19 protein-coding genes are annotated in these 15302 nt (G+C 65.4%); 14 read left to right on the forward strand and 5 right to left on the reverse strand.

Annotated elements, in window-relative coordinates; all coding sequences use genetic code 11:
• Positions 1–94 precede the first annotated feature (94 nt).
• The gene (gene scpA / locus ACT6QU_RS13970) at positions 95–2233 is read left to right on the forward strand and encodes a methylmalonyl-CoA mutase (RefSeq protein ID WP_444836681.1); all 2139 of its coding nucleotides are present in this window, start codon (positions 95–97) and stop codon (positions 2231–2233) included.
• 4 nt (positions 2234–2237) lie between these two features.
• Here the strand turns inward: scpA and ACT6QU_RS13975 are convergent, their stop codons facing one another.
• Positions 2238–2456 (reverse strand): hypothetical protein, encoded by a 219-nt coding sequence (locus tag ACT6QU_RS13975; protein WP_444565712.1) that lies wholly within the window; start codon positions 2454–2456, stop codon positions 2238–2240.
• Positions 2457–2542: 86 nt separating this feature from the next.
• Here ACT6QU_RS13975 and ACT6QU_RS13980 point away from each other — a divergent pair, with 86 nt between their 5' ends.
• Both ACT6QU_RS13980 and ACT6QU_RS13985 read left to right on the forward strand, forming a co-directional pair.
• A complete protein-coding gene (locus tag ACT6QU_RS13980) occupies positions 2543–4315 on the forward strand; it encodes an acyl-CoA dehydrogenase (protein WP_444565711.1) in 1773 nt (590 codons plus the stop codon).
• A 65-nt stretch (positions 4316–4380) separates the two neighbouring features.
• On the forward strand, positions 4381–5130 hold the full coding sequence (locus ACT6QU_RS13985; RefSeq protein ID WP_444565710.1) for a crotonase/enoyl-CoA hydratase family protein: 750 nt from the start codon (positions 4381–4383) through the stop codon (positions 5128–5130).
• Positions 5131–5136: 6 nt separating this feature from the next.
• Here ACT6QU_RS13985 and ACT6QU_RS13990 read toward each other — a convergent pair whose 3' ends face one another.
• Genes ACT6QU_RS13990 through pdxH form a run of 3 tightly spaced genes read right to left on the reverse strand, consistent with a single transcriptional unit; the run spans position 5137 to position 6323 of the window.
• Complete coding sequence (locus ACT6QU_RS13990) at positions 5137–5367, reverse strand: BrnA antitoxin family protein (RefSeq protein WP_444565709.1); 231 nt, start codon at positions 5365–5367, stop codon at positions 5137–5139.
• Positions 5351–5653: a BrnT family toxin gene (locus tag ACT6QU_RS13995; protein WP_444565708.1), complete on the reverse strand. Its 303-nt coding sequence runs from the start codon at positions 5651–5653 to the stop codon at positions 5351–5353. Before ACT6QU_RS13995 ends, ACT6QU_RS13990 begins: the two co-directional genes overlap by 17 nt.
• 55 nt (positions 5654–5708) lie before the next feature.
• The gene (pdxH, locus tag ACT6QU_RS14000) at positions 5709–6323 is read right to left on the reverse strand and encodes a pyridoxamine 5'-phosphate oxidase (protein WP_444565707.1); all 615 of its coding nucleotides are present in this window, start codon (positions 6321–6323) and stop codon (positions 5709–5711) included.
• Between the two features lie 165 nt (positions 6324–6488).
• On the opposite strand from pdxH, the gene ACT6QU_RS14005 reads away from it, so the two are divergent.
• The 4 genes from ACT6QU_RS14005 to ACT6QU_RS14020 all read left to right on the forward strand — a co-directional run bounded on the left by ACT6QU_RS14005 (position 6489) and on the right by ACT6QU_RS14020 (position 9494).
• The gene (locus ACT6QU_RS14005) at positions 6489–6902 is read left to right on the forward strand and encodes an RT0821/Lpp0805 family surface protein (protein WP_444565706.1); all 414 of its coding nucleotides are present in this window, start codon (positions 6489–6491) and stop codon (positions 6900–6902) included.
• 81 nt (positions 6903–6983) lie between these two features.
• A complete protein-coding gene (locus ACT6QU_RS14010) occupies positions 6984–7934 on the forward strand; it encodes a DnaJ C-terminal domain-containing protein (RefSeq protein ID WP_444565705.1) in 951 nt (316 codons plus the stop codon).
• A gap of 92 nt (positions 7935–8026) precedes the next feature.
• A complete protein-coding gene (fabI, locus tag ACT6QU_RS14015; protein ID WP_444565704.1) occupies positions 8027–8839 on the forward strand; it encodes an enoyl-ACP reductase FabI in 813 nt (270 codons plus the stop codon).
• 67 nt (positions 8840–8906) lie between these two features.
• Positions 8907–9494 carry a histidine phosphatase family protein gene (locus ACT6QU_RS14020; RefSeq protein ID WP_444565703.1) on the forward strand — a complete coding sequence of 196 codons (588 nt, stop codon included), beginning with the start codon at positions 8907–8909 and terminating at the stop codon, positions 9492–9494.
• Positions 9495–9645: 151 nt separating this feature from the next.
• Here ACT6QU_RS14020 and ACT6QU_RS14025 read toward each other — a convergent pair whose 3' ends face one another.
• Entirely contained in the window at positions 9646–9894 is a 249-nt protein-coding gene (locus ACT6QU_RS14025; protein WP_444565702.1) for a DUF1344 domain-containing protein, read from the reverse strand.
• 144 nt (positions 9895–10038) lie between these two features.
• On the opposite strand from ACT6QU_RS14025, the gene aroC reads away from it, so the two are divergent.
• The 7 genes from aroC (at position 10039) to ACT6QU_RS14060 (ending at position 15283) form a co-directional block, all read left to right on the forward strand.
• Entirely contained in the window at positions 10039–11133 is a 1095-nt protein-coding gene (gene aroC / locus ACT6QU_RS14030; protein ID WP_444565701.1) for a chorismate synthase, read from the forward strand.
• Positions 11134–11280: 147 nt separating this feature from the next.
• Positions 11281–12381 carry a 3,4-dihydroxy-2-butanone-4-phosphate synthase gene (gene ribB, locus ACT6QU_RS14035; protein ID WP_444565700.1) on the forward strand — a complete coding sequence of 367 codons (1101 nt, stop codon included), beginning with the start codon at positions 11281–11283 and terminating at the stop codon, positions 12379–12381.
• A 74-nt stretch (positions 12382–12455) separates the two neighbouring features.
• A complete protein-coding gene (locus tag ACT6QU_RS14040; protein WP_444565699.1) occupies positions 12456–13382 on the forward strand; it encodes a histone deacetylase family protein in 927 nt (308 codons plus the stop codon).
• Between the two features lie 2 nt (positions 13383–13384).
• Positions 13385–13642 carry an exodeoxyribonuclease VII small subunit gene (locus ACT6QU_RS14045; protein WP_444565698.1) on the forward strand — a complete coding sequence of 86 codons (258 nt, stop codon included), beginning with the start codon at positions 13385–13387 and terminating at the stop codon, positions 13640–13642.
• A 64-nt stretch (positions 13643–13706) separates the two neighbouring features.
• Complete coding sequence (locus tag ACT6QU_RS14050) at positions 13707–13970, forward strand: type II toxin-antitoxin system Phd/YefM family antitoxin (protein WP_444565697.1); 264 nt, start codon at positions 13707–13709, stop codon at positions 13968–13970.
• On the forward strand, positions 13967–14356 hold the full coding sequence (locus ACT6QU_RS14055; RefSeq protein ID WP_024589061.1) for a type II toxin-antitoxin system VapC family toxin: 390 nt from the start codon (positions 13967–13969) through the stop codon (positions 14354–14356). The genes ACT6QU_RS14050 and ACT6QU_RS14055 overlap by 4 nt, the downstream gene beginning before the upstream one ends.
• A 6-nt stretch (positions 14357–14362) precedes the next feature.
• The gene (locus tag ACT6QU_RS14060; RefSeq protein ID WP_444565696.1) at positions 14363–15283 is read left to right on the forward strand and encodes a pirin family protein; all 921 of its coding nucleotides are present in this window, start codon (positions 14363–14365) and stop codon (positions 15281–15283) included.
• The last annotated feature ends 19 nt before the right edge of the window (positions 15284–15302 follow it).

Below are 15302 nucleotides of genomic sequence, written 5' to 3' on the forward strand. Positions count from 1 at the left end.
GGTCAACGCGCGTGATCTCCCCCCTTGCGGGGGAGATGTCCGGCAGGACAGAGGGGGGCAACGTAGAGCGCCTCGCGGCAGGAGGAGCCGACGCATGACCAACCACAACCTCGACCAATGGCGCAAGGCCGCCGAAAAGGAGGTCAAGCGCGACCCGGACACGCTCGTCTGGAACACGCCCGAAGGCATCGCGGTCAAGCCGGTCTACACCGCCCACGACATCGCCGGCCTCGACCACATCCACTCGCTGCCGGGCCAGAAGCCTTTCCTGCGCGGGCCGCGCGCTACGATGTATACGGGCCGACCGTGGACGATCCGGCAATATGCGGGCTTCTCCACCGCCGAAGCCTCCAACGCCTTCTACCGCAAGGCACTGGCGGCGGGGCAGCAGGGCGTGTCGGTCGCCTTCGACCTCGCCACCCATCGCGGCTATGACTCGGACCATCCGCGTGTCGAAGGCGATGTCGGCAAGGCGGGCGTCGCGATCGATTCGGTCGAAGACATGAAGATCCTCTTCGACGGCATCCCGCTCGGCGAGATTTCCGTCTCGATGACCATGAACGGCGCGGTGATCCCGATCCTCGCGAACTTCATCGTCGCGGGCGAGGAGCAGGGCGTCTCGCGCGCCGAACTCTCCGGCACCATCCAGAACGACATTCTCAAGGAGTTCATGGTCCGCAACACCTACATCTATCCGCCCGAGCCCTCGATGCGGATCATCGCGGACATCATCGAATACACCGCAAAGGAGATGCCGAAGTTCAACTCGATCTCCATTTCCGGCTACCACATGCAGGAAGCCGGCGCGACGCTGGTGCAGGAACTCGCCTTCACGCTGGCTGACGGACGCGAATATGTCCGCGCAGCGCTCGCCAAGGGGCTGGACGTCGACGCATTCGCGGGCCGCTTGTCCTTCTTCTTCGCCATCGGCATGAATTTCTTCATGGAAGCCGCCAAGCTGCGCGCCGCGCGCCTGCTCTGGACGCGGATCATGGAGGAATTCGAGCCGAAGAAGGCATCGTCCCTTATGCTGCGCACGCACTGCCAGACGTCCGGCGTGTCGCTGCAGGAACAGGACCCCTACAACAACGTCATCCGCACCGCCTACGAAGCGCTGTCGGCGGCGCTCGGCGGTACGCAGTCGCTGCACACCAACGCGCTCGACGAGGCGATCGCGCTGCCGACGGAATTCTCCGCCCGCATCGCCCGCAACACGCAGTTGATCCTGCAGCACGAGACGGGCGTGACCAGGGTCGTCGATCCGCTCGCCGGCTCCTACTATGTCGAGAGCCTGACCAATGACCTCGCCGAAAAGGCCTGGGCGCTGATCGGCGAGATCGAGGCGATGGGCGGCATGACCAAGGCGGTCAATGACGGCTATCCCAAGCGCCTGATCGAGGAGGCGGCGACGCGCAAGCAGGCGGCGATCGACCGCGGCGACGAGGTGATCGTCGGCGTCAACAAGTACCGGCTCGAGACCGAGGACGACCTCGACATTCTCGACATCGACAACAAGGCGGTGCGCGAGGCGCAGATCGCGCGCATCGAGAAGACCCGCCGCCAGCGCGACCCGAAGAAGTGGGAGGAAACGATCACCACGCTGCGCGACGTCGCCCGCACCGGCAAGGGCAACATCCTCGAAGCCGCCGTCGAAGCGGCCCGCGCCCGCGCCACGCTCGGCGAGATTTCCGATGCGCTGCGCGAGGCCTTCGGCGACCACACGGCGGTGCCGAAGGTGGTGCGCAACGTCTACGGTCCAGCCTATGAGGGCGAACCGGAATACGAGACGCTGGTCGAGCGGCTGGACGGTCTGGCGAAGGTCCTGGGCGAAACGCCCAAGGTCATGGTCGCCAAGCTCGGCCAGGACGGCCACGACCGCGGCGCCAAGATCATAGCGTCCGCCTTCGGCGATATCGGCTTCGACGTCCTCGCCGGCCCGCTCTTCCAGACGCCGGGCGAGGCGGCGGATCTAGCGGTGGCGCAGAAGGTGCATGTCGTCGGCATGTCGTCGCTCGCCGCCGGCCACAAGACGCTGGCGCCCCAGCTCGTCGAGGCGCTGAAAAAGAAGGGCGCGGAGGACGTCATCGTGGTCGTCGGCGGCGTCATTCCCCGTCAGGACTACCAGTTCCTCATCGACAGCGGCGTGGCGGCGGTCTTCGGCCCCGGCACGAATGTGCTCGACGCCGCCCGCGCGGTGATCGACCTGATGGAAGGCAAGCGCCGCAACGCGTGAGGCGTTACGCTTCGAATGGATCGCGCGCCGGCGCGTGCGGGTAGGTGCCCGCCGCGCGGCGGCGCTCGATCTGCTTCATCGAACAGGCGGGCGAGCACAATATGCCTTCGTCGCAGAAATAGGCCGGGCCGTCTTCGATCCGGCCGTAGTAGTACCAGAAGCCCGGATCGCCGTAGCGGCGGCGGCATTCGACGCAGAAATTCGTTTCGGGGCGCGCCAGCATTATGGTCTCCGTTTCGCTTCCAGTTTGACGTAAACGTCAAAAAAATCTAGCCATGGTTGCCACGCATTCGAGCCGGAGGAAAGCCTATGTATCGCGCGCCTGTCGACGACATCGCATTCACCTTGAAACATGTCGCGGGGCTCGACGGGGCGATGGCTGATGGCCGTCTCGGCGATCTTTCCGACGATCTGGTCGACGCTATCCTTGGCGAAGCCGGCCGCTTCGCCTCCGAAGAACTGGCACCTCTCTACAAGGTCGGCGACGAGGTCGGCGCGGTCTGGAAGGATGCGGCGGTGACGACGCCGCCCGGCTGGCGCGAGGCCTATCGCCACTGGATCGAGGGCGGCTGGAACGGGCTCTCCGGGCCCGAGGATTTCGGCGGACAGGGCCTGCCGACCATGCTCGCCATGGCCGCGATGGAGATGTGGAACTCGGCCTCCATCGCCTTCGCGCTCTGCCCGACGCTGACCGCCGGCGCGGCGGAAGCCGTCGCCAAGCACGGGTCGGACGACCTCAAGGCGATCTATCTCGAAAAGCTCGTCACCGGCGAATGGACCGGCACGATGAACCTGACCGAGCCGCAGGCCGGCTCCGACCTCGCCGCGCTGCGCACCCGCGCGACCCGCGCCGATGACGGCACCTACCGCATCTTCGGCCAGAAAATCTTCATCACCTATGGCGAGCACGACTACACCGACAACATCGTCCATTTGGTGCTCGCACGCCTGCCCGACGCGCCGGCCGGCACGCGCGGCATCTCGCTGTTCCTGGTGCCGAAATTCCTCGTTAACGCGGACGGGTCGCTCGGCCGGCGCAACGACGCCTTCTGCGCCTCGATCGAGCACAAACTCGGCATCCACGCCTCGCCCACCTGCACCATGATCTTCGGCGACGGCTTCGTCGACGGCGAGGAAAAGGGCGCGGTCGGCTATCTGGTCGGCGAGGAGAATCGCGGCCTCGCCTGCATGTTCACCATGATGAACAATGCACGCCTCGCTGTCGGCATCGAGGGCGTCGCGGTCGCCGAGGCCGCATTCCAGAAGGCGCATGCCTATGCGCTCGACCGTCGCCAGGGCAAGGCGCCGGGGCACACGGGCGACGGCATGGCGCCGATCGTCCTGCACCCCGACGTGCAGCGCAATCTTTTGACCATGAAGGCGCTGACGCAGATCGCGCGCGCCATCTGCTATTCCTGCGCCCACGCGATCGACATGAGCCATGCGGGCGGCGACGACGCGGCCGAATGGGCCGACCGCGCCGGCCTCCTGACCCCGGTCGCCAAGGCCTTCTCGACCGATATCGGCGTCGAGATGGCCTCGGTCGGCGTGCAGATCCATGGCGGCATGGGCTTCATCGAAGAGACAGGCGCGGCCGCACTCTATCGCGACGCGCGCATCGCGCCGATATACGAAGGCACCAACGGCATCCAGGCCATCGACCTCGTCACGCGCAAGCTGCCGCTTGGGCACGGCAAGCACGTGCTGCGCTTCATCGACGAGCTGCACGCCGACATCGAGGCCGTGCGCACGTCGAACCGGGACGGCTTCGGCGCGACGGCGGAAAAATGCGAGGCGGCGTTGAACGATTTGTCCGAGGCGACGGCCTGGCTGCAGGAGGCGCTCGATGGCGGCCGCACCGACGAGGCGCTGGCCGGCGCGACGCCCTATCTGCGGCTCTTCGCGCTCGCCGCCGGCGGCGCCTATCTCGCGCGCGGCGCGGTAGCCGACGAGAGCGGCAAGCGCATCCCGCTCTGCCGCTTCTACGCCGAAAACCTGATCGAGGAGACCGCCGCGCTTCGCCGCCGCGTCGTCGAGGGCGCCGTCAGCCTTCGCGAAGCCGGCGCGGCGCTGGTCGCGTAAAGCATGGCGCCGGCAAGTGGGAACCGGTTTTCGGGTCACATCATGCGACAACGAGTGAGACGGATATGAACGAGCACATCCAGATCGAGCGCCGTGGCGCGATCCAGTCCATCCGCATGAACCGGCCGGACAAGAAGAACGCCATCACGCGGGCGATGTATGCGCAGATGGCGCAGGCGCTGACGGCGGGCGACGCCGATCCCGACATCCGCTGCCATGTGATCCTCGGCGTGCCGGGCGCGTTCTCGTCGGGCAACGACCTTGCCGACTTCATGACCGTCGCCACGGGCGGGGAGGGTGGCCGCGAGGTCTACGACTTCCTGCTCGCGCTCGCGAAGTCGCAAAAGCCGATCGTCTCGGGCGTCGATGGCATCGCCGTCGGCATCGGCACGACGATCAACCTCCATTGCGACCTGACCTTCGCCACCCCGCGCACCGAATTCCGTACCCCCTTCGTCGATCTCGGCCTCGTGCCCGAAGCAGGCTCGAGCCTGCTCGCCCCGGCCGTCATCGGGCGCCAGCAGGCCTTCGCGCTTCTGGGATTGGGCGAAGGCTTTTCGGCCGAACGCGCGAAGGAGGCGGGCCTGATCTATACCGTGGTGTCGGAAGCCGAACTCGAAGCCGCGGTCTTCGAAGCCGCCGAACGCATCGCCTCAAAGCCGCCCGAAGCCCTGAAGATCGCCCGCGACTTCCTCCTCGGCGACCGCGCACCACTCATCGCCCGAATCGAGGAAGAAGGCGTCCAGTTCCGCAACCGCCTCAAATCCGAAGAAGCGCGCAACGCCTTCATGGCCTTCATGAGCCGGAAGAAGTAGGGGGCCTTATCGTCCGCGATGCGCGTTGGCGTAGGCGCGCAGAACGGTCTGCATCTTGGTCAGATGCCCCTTGCCGCCGCTCTGCTTTTGGAAGAAATCGAAGACGTCCGCATCGAGCTTGAGGTGCACTGAGCGCTTGCGCGGCGCTTCGACCTTGGCGCTGGCCCAAAACTCCGCGCCGAGACTCTCGCCCTCCGGTGCGTCGACGGGCCGCGCGATGTCACCATTGTCCTTCATCTGGCGGATCTCCGCCAGCGATGCTCGCTTGATATATGGCTCGCTCATCGCGACCTCCCTTCCAGGCCGAAATCAGCCTGATGGCATCTTTGCGCCGTGTGTGCACGACGACGAAACAGTCGCCGTCCACCATTCCAAGTGAGATGAAGCGCTGTTCGCCGTAATCCTGCCGGTCGTCGATGCGCGTGAAAACGACTTCTTCGAAGATCAGCGCCGCGTAGAGCAGGTCCACGCCGTGCTTCTCGATGCCGTTGCGGCGCTTGGCTTCATCCCATTCGAATTCCAACGGCACAATCCAATGTTAGTGTATTTGAAAAGTGTACACTTTGCAATGTGCCCGCTCACGGATATAGCCTCGTCTTCCCCCAGCCGTCACCCTCGCGCTTGAACTGTAGGCGGTCGTGCAGGCGGAAGGGGCGGTCGTGCCAGAATTCGATCTCGACCGGCCTGATGCGGAAGCCCGACCAGTGCGCGGGGCGGGGGATTTCGCCGATGGCATGTTTCGCAGTGTATTCCGCGACCGCCTTTTCCAGCGCGAACCGGCCTTCGAGCGGGCGCGATTGGGCTGACGCCCAGGCGCCGATCCGGCTGCCGCGCGGGCGCGTCGCGTAGTAGGCGTCGGCCTCGGCGTCGGTGACGATCTCGACCGGCCCGCGCACCCGCACCTGCCGGCGCAGGCTTTTCCAGTGGAAGCACATGGCCGCCTTCATCGAACCCAGAATCTCCCGCCCCTTGGCGCTTTCGAAATTGGTGTAGAAGACGAAGCCCTGCGCGTCGAAACCCTTTAGAAGCACCATGCGCACGTTAGGCAGGCCGTCGGCGTCGACCGTCGCGAGCGCCAGCGCGGTGGGATCGTTGATCTCGCTCTTCTCGGCGTCCTTCAGCCAGTCGGCGAAGAGGCGATAGGGTTCGGTCGCTTCGGTGAAATCAGTGTTTGTTAACTGTGCATCCGACATTCTAAACCTCTGCGCATGATTCGAGCATCGGACCGAAAAGTGGAAACCGGTTTTCGGACTTTCCGATGCTCTAACAACAAATGTGGATCGTACTTTGCGCGTCCTTGGACGCGCGGCGATCCATCGGGAGATGACGCATTGTTGCACCCGTTGCAAGCGATGGCGATGACGGCACGGCGGGCCATTTTGCTGGCCACGATGGCGTCGTGCCTTGCCGCCTGCGGCTCGCGCGGCGTCACGCTCGAGGACGTCGCCAAGGATACGTCGATCATCACCGGCTCGGTGCAGAAGACCGAAGCGCCGAAGGATGCGACGGAACTCTCCGATGCGGCGACCATCCGCAACGTCGTCTCCGCGCTCGACCTCGACGCCGGCGCGCCCGATGCGCTCGCATGGGCGAATGCCGAGACGGGTTCGCGCGGCGCGCTGCGTCAGATCAGTGAATACAACGAACAGGGCACGCGCTGCCGCCGCTTCGAGGCGACGCGCGAAAGCTTCGACGGCATCGCGCTCTATCAGGGCGAATCCTGCCTCGCCTCGGGCGGCATGTGGGCGATGACGGCTTTCGACAAGCTTTGACCGGCGCCCGGAAAATCTGGAAACTTCGCGCCGTCATGCTCATATAGCGGGCGACCAATCCTCAATTCGGGCAGGCAATTCATGCGCGATCCCTACCAGGTGCTGGGCGTTGCCAAGAACGCCTCGGCCAAGGACATCAAGTCGGCATACCGGAAGCTGGCGAAGAAATATCATCCGGACCAGAACGCCAACGACCCGAAGGCGCAGGAACGCTTCGCCGAGGCGAGCCAGGCCTATGAGATCGTCGGCGACGACGAGAAGCGCGGCCAGTTCGACCGCGGCGAGATCGACGCGACCGGCAAGCCGCGCTTCACCGGTTTCGAGGGCGCGGGTGGCGGCGACCCGTTCGGCGGCTTTCGGCGTGCCGGCGCAGGTCCGGGCGGCGGGCGCTACGAGTTCCGCTCGTCGGGCGGCGCCGATCCGTTCGGCGATGCCGGTGACGACATCTTTTCGCACATCTTCGGCCAGGCGTTTCGCCAGGGAGGAGGCGCGCAGGCAGGGCCGCAGCCAGGGGCCGGCCAGCGCCGCCAGCCGCGCGGCAGCGACCTGCAGGTGACGCTCGACGTGACGATCGAGGAAGCGGCGACGGCGGCCAAGGTCACCGCGGCCTTTCCCGACGGGCGCAAGATCGCGGTCAAGCTGCCGGCCTTCCTGGAGGACGGGCAGACGATCCGCCTGAAAGGGCAGGGCGAGCAACTCGGCATCGGCGAGCCGGGCGACGCTCTTGTCAAAGTCCGCTTCAAGACGCATCCGCTCTACCGTGTCGAGGGTCGCGATCTTCATGTCGACCTGCCCGTCCCGCTGGAAGACGCGGTGCTGGGCGCCAAGCTGCCGGTGGAAACGCCGACCGGCCGGCTCGCCGTCGCCATTCCCGCCTGGTCGAGCTCCGACAAGCGCTTGCGCTTGAAAGGCAAGGGCCTGCCGACCAGGCATGGCGGCCATGGCGACCTCTACGTTCATGTCTCCGTGATGCTGCCTCCCGACCGCGACGAGGACCTTGAGGCACTGATGCGCGCGCGCCGCGCTTCCTGATCGCCGTTGCCGCCCGACGGTCTCGCGGCTTGATGCCGCACACCCTCTATGCGATAGGCTCGGTCCAAACGTGATCGGGTCGAGGGAATGACATGGCAGGTGGAAACGGATTGATGGCCGGCAAGCGCGGCCTCATCATGGGCGTGGCGAACAATCGCTCGATCGCCTGGGGCATCGCGAAGGCCTGCGCAGAGCAGGGCGCCGAACTCGCCTTCACCTGGCAGGGCGACGCCTTAAAAAAGCGCGTCGAGCCCCTCGCAGCCGAACTGGGCGCGCATCTGGCCGGCCATTGCGACGTTTCCGACATGGCGACCATCGACGCCGTCTTCGCAGACCTCGAAGCCAAGTGGGGCAAGCTCGACTTCGTCGTCCACGCCATCGGCTTTTCCGACAAGGACGAACTCGTCGGCCGCTATGTCGACACCAGCCACGGCAATTTTGTGAAGACGATGGACATCTCGGTCTACTCGTTCACCGCCGTCGCGCAGCGCGCCGAAAAGCTCATGACTGAGGGCGGCTCGCTCCTGACCATGACCTATTACGGCGCCGAAAAGGTCATGCCAAACTACAACGTCATGGGCGTCGCCAAGGCCGCTCTCGAAGCGTCCGTTCAGTATCTGGCGGTCGATCTCGGCCCGAAGAATATTCGCGTCAACGCCATCTCGGCCGGCCCGATCAAGACGCTCGCCGCGTCCGGCATCGGCGATTTCCGCTACATCCTGAAGTGGAACGAGTACAACGCCCCGCTGCGTCGCACCGTCACCATCGAGGAAGTCGGCCAGACCGGCGTCTACCTCCTCTCCGACATGTCGAAGGGGATGACGGGCGAGGTGCTGCACGTCGATTCGGGCTATCACGTCGTCGGCATGAAGGCGGTGGACGCCCCGGACATTTCGACGGTCTGACGCTCCTCACCAACAAATGACCGCATGCAACTTGCGGCCCGGCGACGGGTCGCGCTAATCCAAGCGCATGGCAACGCTCATCTATTTCATCCGGCACGGCCAGACCGACTGGAACGCAACCATGCGCCTGCAGGGGCAGGCCGACACGGATCTGAACGTTGTCGGCCGTGCGCAGGCCGACCGCAATGGCGAGCGGCTGGCGAAGGTGCAGCCCGACATCGCCTTGTTCCGCTTCGTTGCCAGCCCGCTGAAGCGCACCCGCGAAACGATGGAACGCGTGCGCGCCGGCGCCGGCCTGCCGCGCCGCGGCTATTTGACCGACCCGCGCCTCATCGAGGTCCATTTCGGCGACTGGCAGGGCAAGACGCTGGAAGAGGTCGAAGCCGGTAGGCCCGGCGCGACTGCCGAGCGCAATGCCGACAAATGGCACTTCGTGCCGCCCGGCACCGCCGGCGAAAGCTACGACCGCCTGATGTCCCGCTTCCGGCCGTTCCTCGACGAGATCGCGCACCCGACCGTCTGCGTCACCCATGGCGGCATCATCCGCGCCGTCTTCCGCATCGCAGGCGGCATGGGTGCTACGGAAGCCGCGGCGTTGGTCGTGCCGCAGGATAGGATTTTGCGGTGGGATGGGGTGAAGCTGGAGTGGCTGTAGCTGCTGGGTGCCACGTCATCCCGGCCGAAGTCCGAGCGAAGCGAGGCGAGAGCCGGGACCCATTCCGTGCCCTCTCCGATGGTACGGAATGGGTCCGGATAGCCGATCTGCGCTGCGCTCCGATCAGCTTTCGGGATGACCCCGTACCGGCCTAATCCCCCACATCCATATCCGTAATCTGCTTCTCCCCCTCGATCTCCTCATAGGCGAGCAGCACGTCCATTCCCTCCGAGATCGCCTCGACATCGAATTCGCCCGGCAGCTTGTAGACATTGCCGTTCTCGAGCGTGATCGTCATCGCTTCGCGGTCGATCGCGGTAATCGGGCCTTCGTCGTTGGCGGCGAGGGCCGCGGTGGCGAAGAGAGTGGCGGCGGCGGTGAAAAGGGCGAGCTTGCGCATCAGATGGAATCCTCCGGAGGGTCGCGAGACGATGTTTGAATCGAAACAATGTGTCAAAACTCCGCGCGGTTTGACCCTCCGGCAAAACGCCAATAGAAGCGGTGGCGAAACGGCCCTTGAAGGGCCGGCGGGGCAGGGACCAGCATGTCGCACAACACGTTCGGGCATCTCTTTCGCGTGACGACCTGGGGCGAAAGCCACGGGCCGGCGCTCGGCTGCGTCGTCGATGGCTGCCCCCCCGGCATCAGGTTCCAGCTTTCCGACATCCAGGCCGATCTCGACCGCCGCCGTCCCGGCAAGTCGCGCTTCGTCACCCAGCGCCAGGAGCCCGACCAGGTGAAGATCCTGTCCGGCGTGCTCGAGGACGGCGACGAACTCATCACCACCGGGACGCCCGTTTCGATGCTGATCGAAAATGTCGACCAGCGCTCCAAGGACTATGGCGAAATCGCCCGGCAATACCGCCCGGGCCACGCCGACTACACCTATGACCTCAAATACGGCCTGCGCGACTATCGCGGCGGCGGACGCTCTTCGGCCCGCGAGACCGCAGCCCGCGTCGCCGCCGGCGCACTCGCCCGCAAAGTGGTGCCCGGCATGGTCGTGCGCGGCGCGCTCGTCTCGATGGGCGTCAAGGACATCGACCGCGCCAACTGGGACTGGGATTTCGTCCAGTCCGCCGACAACCCGTTCTTCACGCCCGACCCCAAATCCGTGTCCGTCTTCGAGGATTATCTCGACGGCATCCGCAAGGCTGGCTCCTCCGTCGGCGCCATCGTCGAGATCGTCGCAGACAATGTCCCGGCCGGCCTCGGCGCGCCGATCTACGCCAAGCTCGACCAGGAGATCGCGTCGGGCCTGATGTCGATCAACGCCGTCAAGGGCGTCGAGATCGGCAACGGCTTCGAGGCCGCTCGCTTTACCGGCGAGGAAAACGCCGACGAGATGCGCATGGGCAATGACGGCCCGCGCTTTCTGTCCAACAAGGCGGGCGGCATTCTCGGCGGCATCTCGACCGGCCAGCCGGTCGTCGCCCGTTTCGCCGTCAAGCCGACCTCGTCCATCCTCAACACCCGCCAGTCGATCGACGTCGACGGCCAGGAAGTGGACGTCCGCACCAAGGGCCGTCACGACCCCTGCGTCGGCATCCGCGCCGTGCCGATCGGTGAGGCGATGGTCGCGTGCGCGATTGCGGATCACTATCTGAGACATCGAGGCCAGACGGGCCGGGTCAATTAAGGGAGGGGGGGGAGTAAGGGAGTAGGTGAAATTCTAGGATGAAGCCCGCGGCGCTCAACCTTCATTTTTCCCTACTCCCTTACTCCCCTATCTCCCCCGCTCCCCCGCTCCCCCGCTCCCCCACTCCCCCACTTCGAAAGACGCTCCATGCCCTACGACCAGCAAAAAACCGTCGAAGCCATCCGCGCCTTCGAGCGTGGCGAGATCGTCGTCGTCATGGACGATGACGGCCGCGAGAACGAGGGCGATCTCATCGTCGCGGCCGTGCACTGCACGCCCGAGAAGATGGCCTTCATCGTGCGCCACACTTCGGGCATCGTCTGCACGCCGATGACGCGCGAGGACGCCAAGCGGCTGAACCTGAACCCCATGGTCGCCGACAATGACGCGCCGCATTCGACGGCCTTCACCGTCTCCGTCGACTTCAAGCACGGCACCACCACCGGCATTTCGGCGGAAGACCGCACGCTGACGGCGCGCAACCTTGCCAATGGCAATGTCGGCGCGTCCGATTTCGTGCGTCCCGGCCACATCTTCCCGCTCGTCGCGCGCGAGGGCGGGGTGCTCATGCGCTCCGGCCACACGGAAGCTGCGGTCGATCTGTGCAAGCTCGCCGGCCTCCCGGCGGTCGGCGTCATCTGCGAACTCGTCAATGATGACGGCACGGTGATGCGCGGCCCGCAGGTGCAGGGCTTCGCCCGCCAGCACGGCCTGAAGGAAGTTTCCGTCGCGGACCTGATCGCCTATCGCCAGCGCCAGGAAACACTGATCGAGCGCATCTCCGATTTCGAGATCGAGACGCCCGGCGGCAAGGCGCGCGCGCTGACCTACCGCCTGCCGTGGGACACGATGCACCATCTCGCCATCGTCTTCGGCGACATCCGCGACGGCCGCGACGTGCCGGTCCGCCTCCACACCGAGGACGTCGTCGCCGACGTGTTCGGCGCAGGGACCGAACTCAAGAATCTCCTGTCGAAGTTCGGTAGCGAACGCGGCGTCCTCGTCTATCTGCGCGAGGGCTCGGTCGGCGTGGCGCACAATGCGCGCAACCGGCCGATGGGCGAGCGCGAGGCGCACGAAGAAGCGCTTGTCCGCGAGGACGAATGGCGCGAGATCGGCCTCGGCGCGCAGATCCTGCGCGATCTCGGCATTTCGTCGATCCGGCTGCTCGCCTCCCGCCCGCGCCACTATATCGGCCTCGAGGGCTTCGGCATCGAAATCGCGTCGACCGAGATCATCCAGAGCTGATCGCTGTTGATCGCTCGGCCGAAGTGAAATCGGGGCGTGGTCACGCGCCCTGATCGGCCCTATATCAAGCGCCCATGGTCACACGTCTCTATACGCACCCCATCTATCTCGAACATCTGATGCCAGCCGGCCACCCCGAGCGGCCGGATCGCCTGCGCGCGCTAGAACGTGCACTGGAGGCCGAGGCCTTCGACCGGCTCGACCGGCATCTGTCGCCGATGGGCGATATCGAAACCGTGCTCTACGCCCACCCGCAAAGCCATGTCGACAAGATACGCGCCCTGATCCCCTCCGAGGGTCTGGCGAGCATCGACGGCGACACCACCGTCAGCCCGAAGAGCCTCGAAGCCGCGCTGACCGCCGTTGGCGCTGCCAATGCGGCCGTGGACGACGTCTTCGCCGGCCGCGCCGACAACGTCTTCGTCGCCTCGCGCCCGCCCGGGCACCATGCCGAGAAGGCGACGGCGATGGGCTTCTGCCTCTTCAACCACGCCGCCATCGCCGCCCGCCACGCCCAGAAGGCGCACGGCGCCGAGCGCGTCGCGATCGTCGACTGGGACGTCCATCACGGCAACGGCACGCAGGATATCTTCTACGACGACCCGTCGGTCCTCTACTGCTCCACGCACCAGATGCCGCTCTATCCCGGCACCGGCGCGAAGTCGGAGACCGGCGCCGGCAACATCGTCAACGCGCCGCTCGATCCAGGCACGGGCAGCGAAACCTTCCGCGAGGCGTTCAATTCGCGCGTCCTCCCCGCGCTCGACGAATTCCGGCCCGACCTCATCATCATCTCCGCCGGCTTCGACGCCCACCACCGCGACCCGCTGGCCGAGATCAACCTGACCGAAGACGATTTCGACTGGGCGACCGGCGAACTCATGGAGCGCGCGACACGCCACTCCAACAACCGTCTCGTGAGCTTGCTGGAAGGCGGTTACGATTTGCAGGGCCTGGCCTTCTCGGCCGCCGTCCACATCGCCCGCCTGATGAAGGGATGACCATGACCGACCAGACCACCCCGAATGCCGACATCAAGGCGATGACCTTCGAACAGGCGCTCGAAGCGCTCGAACGCATCGTCGACGACCTGGAACGCGGCGACGTCCCCCTCGACCAGTCGATCCGCATCTACGAGCGCGGCGAGGCGCTGAAGGCGCATTGCGACCAGCTCTTGAAGGCGGCCGAGGACAAGGTCGAGAAGATCAGGCTGTCGCGGGACGGCAAGCCGATGGGCACGGAGCCGTTGGACGGGGAGTAGGGGTCGAGCTTGAAAATTGTGTCATGCAACGCTATCTTAGCCAGGATTAGCTAAGGAGCGCGTGATGTCCACCGTCAATATGCTTGAAGCCAAGACCTCGTTGTCCCGTCTCGTGGAAGCGGTCGAGAGCGGCTTGGAAAGCGAAATCGTCATCGCTCGCAATGGCAAACCGGCGGCGAAGCTTGTTCCGCTCGGCGCGCCCGTTGCGAAGACAATTCGCTTTGGGCACGCCAGAGCGAAGTATCCGCCGCTGGACTATGAAGCCTTCCAGGCGCTCGACGCGGATGTCGAGGCAATGTTCTTCGGCGAAGAAAAGCAGAAGACGTGAGGCTCCTGCTCGACACCCACGTCGCGATCTGGGCGGCCACGACACCGGAGCGAATACCCCAACACGTACAGGATACGATTGCCGCAAATTCCGGCTCGATTTCGGTCTCGGTAGCCGCGGTCTGGGAGGTTGCGATCAAGCACCCGTTGGACCGCCTGGATGCGCCACCGTTTTCTGGCCATGAGGCCATCATCGAATTCCAGACGACAGGTTTCGACCTGCTGGATGTAAGGCCCGAGCACGCAGCGTTCGTCGAGCGGTTGCCGCCTTTCCATGCCGATCCGTTCGATCGCCTGATGCTGGCGCAGGCGATCGTCGAAGGCATGCAATTCGTCACACACGATCGCCATCTCTCGCGATATGATGTGCCTTTGCTGACATGGTGAGGCCCCATGAGCTTCTTCCCCGGAACCGACCCCGTCGCCGGCGACGCGTTCGCCTGCGATGCCATCGAAACGCTGATCATCCCGCGCGCCCATGACATCGGCGGCCTCGAAGTCCGCCGCGCGCTGCCGTCCGCACGCCGCCGGCTCGTCGGGCCGTTCATTTTCTTCGACCGCATGGGCCCGGCGATCCTGCGCGCGGGGCAGGCGCTCGACGTGCGCCCGCATCCGCATATCGGGCTTGCCACGGTCACCTATCTCTTCGACGGCAAGATCCGGCATCGCGATTCGCTCGGCACCGAAATGGTGATCGAGCCCGGTGACGTGAACCTGATGACGGCCGGGCGCGGCATCGTCCATTCGGAGCGCTCGCCGGAGGAATTGCGCGGTGGACCGCTGTCGATTTCCGGTCTCCAGACATGGCTCGCTCTGCCGGAAGACAAGGAGGAGGTCGCGCCGCTTTTCGAGAATACCGCGCACGTCGAACTTCCCGAAATAGACGGCGAGGAGGCGACCGGCCGTGTCGTCATCGGCTCGTTTTCGGGCCTCAAGGCACCGGTCCGCACGGCTTCCGACACACTCTATGTCGACATCGCGCTGAAGCCGGGCGGGCGCATCGAGATTCCCGCCGACACCGAGGAGCGCGCGATCTATCTGCTCGAAGGCGAAGTCGAGATTGCCGGCGATCGTTTCGCCAACAACCAGCTTCTCGTCTTCCGGGAGGGCGACCAGATCGTCGTTTCCTCCGAACGCGGCGCGCATTTCATGTTGTTCGGCGGCGCCTCGCTGGGCTCGCGCCGCTATATCTGGTGGAATTTCGTTTCATCGTCCAAGGAGCGGATCGAGCAGGCCAAGGAGGAGTGGCGGACCGGGCGGTTCGACATCGTACCGGGCGACGCCGAGGAGCGCATTCCGCTCCCCGAGAACTGAGCGTCGCATTTACTTTCGG

It is taken from the genome of Aliihoeflea sp. (assembly GCF_052435475.1).
Classification (GTDB): Bacteria; Pseudomonadota; Alphaproteobacteria; order Rhizobiales; family Rhizobiaceae; genus Aliihoeflea.

Excerpts from the sequence above, each read along its gene's own strand:
- fabI (WP_444565704.1), top strand. The coding sequence starts at position 8,027 with ATGGCAGGTGGAAACGGATTGATGGCCGGCAAGCGCGGCCTCATCATG.
- ribB (WP_444565700.1), top strand. The coding sequence starts at position 11,281 with ATGCCCTACGACCAGCAAAAAACCGTCGAAGCCATCCGCGCCTTCGAG.
- ACT6QU_RS14045 (WP_444565698.1), top strand. The coding sequence starts at position 13,385 with ATGACCGACCAGACCACCCCGAATGCCGACATCAAGGCGATGACCTTC.
- ACT6QU_RS14020 (WP_444565703.1), top strand. The coding sequence starts at position 8,907 with ATGGCAACGCTCATCTATTTCATCCGGCACGGCCAGACCGACTGGAAC.
- aroC (WP_444565701.1), top strand. The coding sequence starts at position 10,039 with ATGTCGCACAACACGTTCGGGCATCTCTTTCGCGTGACGACCTGGGGC.
- ACT6QU_RS14060 (WP_444565696.1), top strand. The coding sequence starts at position 14,363 with ATGAGCTTCTTCCCCGGAACCGACCCCGTCGCCGGCGACGCGTTCGCC.
- pdxH (WP_444565707.1), bottom strand. The coding sequence starts at position 6,323 with ATGTCGGATGCACAGTTAACAAACACTGATTTCACCGAAGCGACCGAA.
- ACT6QU_RS13985 (WP_444565710.1), top strand. The coding sequence starts at position 4,381 with ATGAACGAGCACATCCAGATCGAGCGCCGTGGCGCGATCCAGTCCATC.
- ACT6QU_RS13980 (WP_444565711.1), top strand. The coding sequence starts at position 2,543 with ATGTATCGCGCGCCTGTCGACGACATCGCATTCACCTTGAAACATGTC.
- ACT6QU_RS14010 (WP_444565705.1), top strand. The coding sequence starts at position 6,984 with ATGCGCGATCCCTACCAGGTGCTGGGCGTTGCCAAGAACGCCTCGGCC.
- scpA (WP_444836681.1), top strand. The coding sequence starts at position 95 with ATGACCAACCACAACCTCGACCAATGGCGCAAGGCCGCCGAAAAGGAG.
- ACT6QU_RS14050 (WP_444565697.1), top strand. The coding sequence starts at position 13,707 with ATGTCCACCGTCAATATGCTTGAAGCCAAGACCTCGTTGTCCCGTCTC.
- ACT6QU_RS14040 (WP_444565699.1), top strand. The coding sequence starts at position 12,456 with ATGGTCACACGTCTCTATACGCACCCCATCTATCTCGAACATCTGATG.
- ACT6QU_RS13975 (WP_444565712.1), bottom strand. The coding sequence starts at position 2,456 with ATGCTGGCGCGCCCCGAAACGAATTTCTGCGTCGAATGCCGCCGCCGC.
- ACT6QU_RS14005 (WP_444565706.1), top strand. The coding sequence starts at position 6,489 with ATGACGGCACGGCGGGCCATTTTGCTGGCCACGATGGCGTCGTGCCTT.
- ACT6QU_RS14025 (WP_444565702.1), bottom strand. The coding sequence starts at position 9,894 with ATGCGCAAGCTCGCCCTTTTCACCGCCGCCGCCACTCTCTTCGCCACC.
- ACT6QU_RS13990 (WP_444565709.1), bottom strand. The coding sequence starts at position 5,367 with ATGAAGGACAATGGTGACATCGCGCGGCCCGTCGACGCACCGGAGGGC.